This window comes from Streptomyces bobili, assembly GCF_002154575.1.
Lineage (GTDB): Bacteria > Actinomycetota > Actinomycetes > Streptomycetales > Streptomycetaceae > Streptomyces > Streptomyces bobili.
Genome location: NZ_MUBA01000830.1, coordinates 1 through 764, shown reverse-complemented (window position 1 = coordinate 764; position 764 = coordinate 1). Strand labels below are relative to the sequence as shown.

Sequence of the window (764 nt, the reverse complement as noted above, 5' to 3'; positions counted from 1 at the left end):
GGCAGAAGGGCGGCCGGTGTCAGTCGACACCGGCCGCCCTTCTGCCGTCGTAGGAGCAGGTCCGTTACACGAGTCCGATACGCGCGTCCGTTACGCGCGTCCGTTACCGGATGCCCGCCTCCGCCACCAGTTCCCGGCAGCGCTTCACGTCGACGGCCATCTGCTCCAGGAGCCCGTCCAGGGAATCGAACTTGGCCTGGCCGCGGACGAACGCCAGGAAGTCGACGGCCACATGGAGGCCGTACAGGTCGAGGCCGACGCGATCGATGGCGTACGCCTCGACCGTGCGCTCGGTACCGTCGAACTGCGGGTTGGTGCCGACCGAGATGGCGGCCGGCATCGCCTCACCGGCCGCGTGCAGCCAGCCGGCGTAGACGCCGTCGGCCGGGATCGCGGTGTGCGGGAGCGTCTCCACGTTCGCCGTGGGGAAGCCGAGTTCGCGGCCTCGCTGCGCGCCCCGCACGACGACGCCTTCGACGCGGTGCGGCCGGCCCAGGATCTCCCCGGCACCCTCCACATCGCCCTCGGCGACCAGGCGCCGGGTCAGCGTGGAGGAGAACGGCTCGCCGCCGCCCGCCTCGCCGCACACGAACAGGTCGACGACCTCGACCTCGAAGTCGTAGACCTTGCCCTGCTCGACGAGGAACTCGACATTACCCGCGGCCTTGTGGCCGAAGCGGAAGTTGGGGCCCTCGACGACCGCCTTGGCGTGCAGCTTGTCGACCAGGACCTTGACGACGAAGTCGGCGGGCGACAGCTTCGAG

The 764-nt window shown here is 70.3% G+C and carries 1 protein-coding gene; it reads right to left on the bottom strand.

Annotation, left to right across the window (positions count from 1 at the left end):
• Positions 1-103 precede the first annotated feature (103 nt).
• On the bottom strand, positions 104-764 hold a 661-nt coding region (ribF, locus tag BZL64_RS37995; protein WP_086773488.1), incomplete at its 5' end, for a bifunctional riboflavin kinase/FMN adenylyltransferase.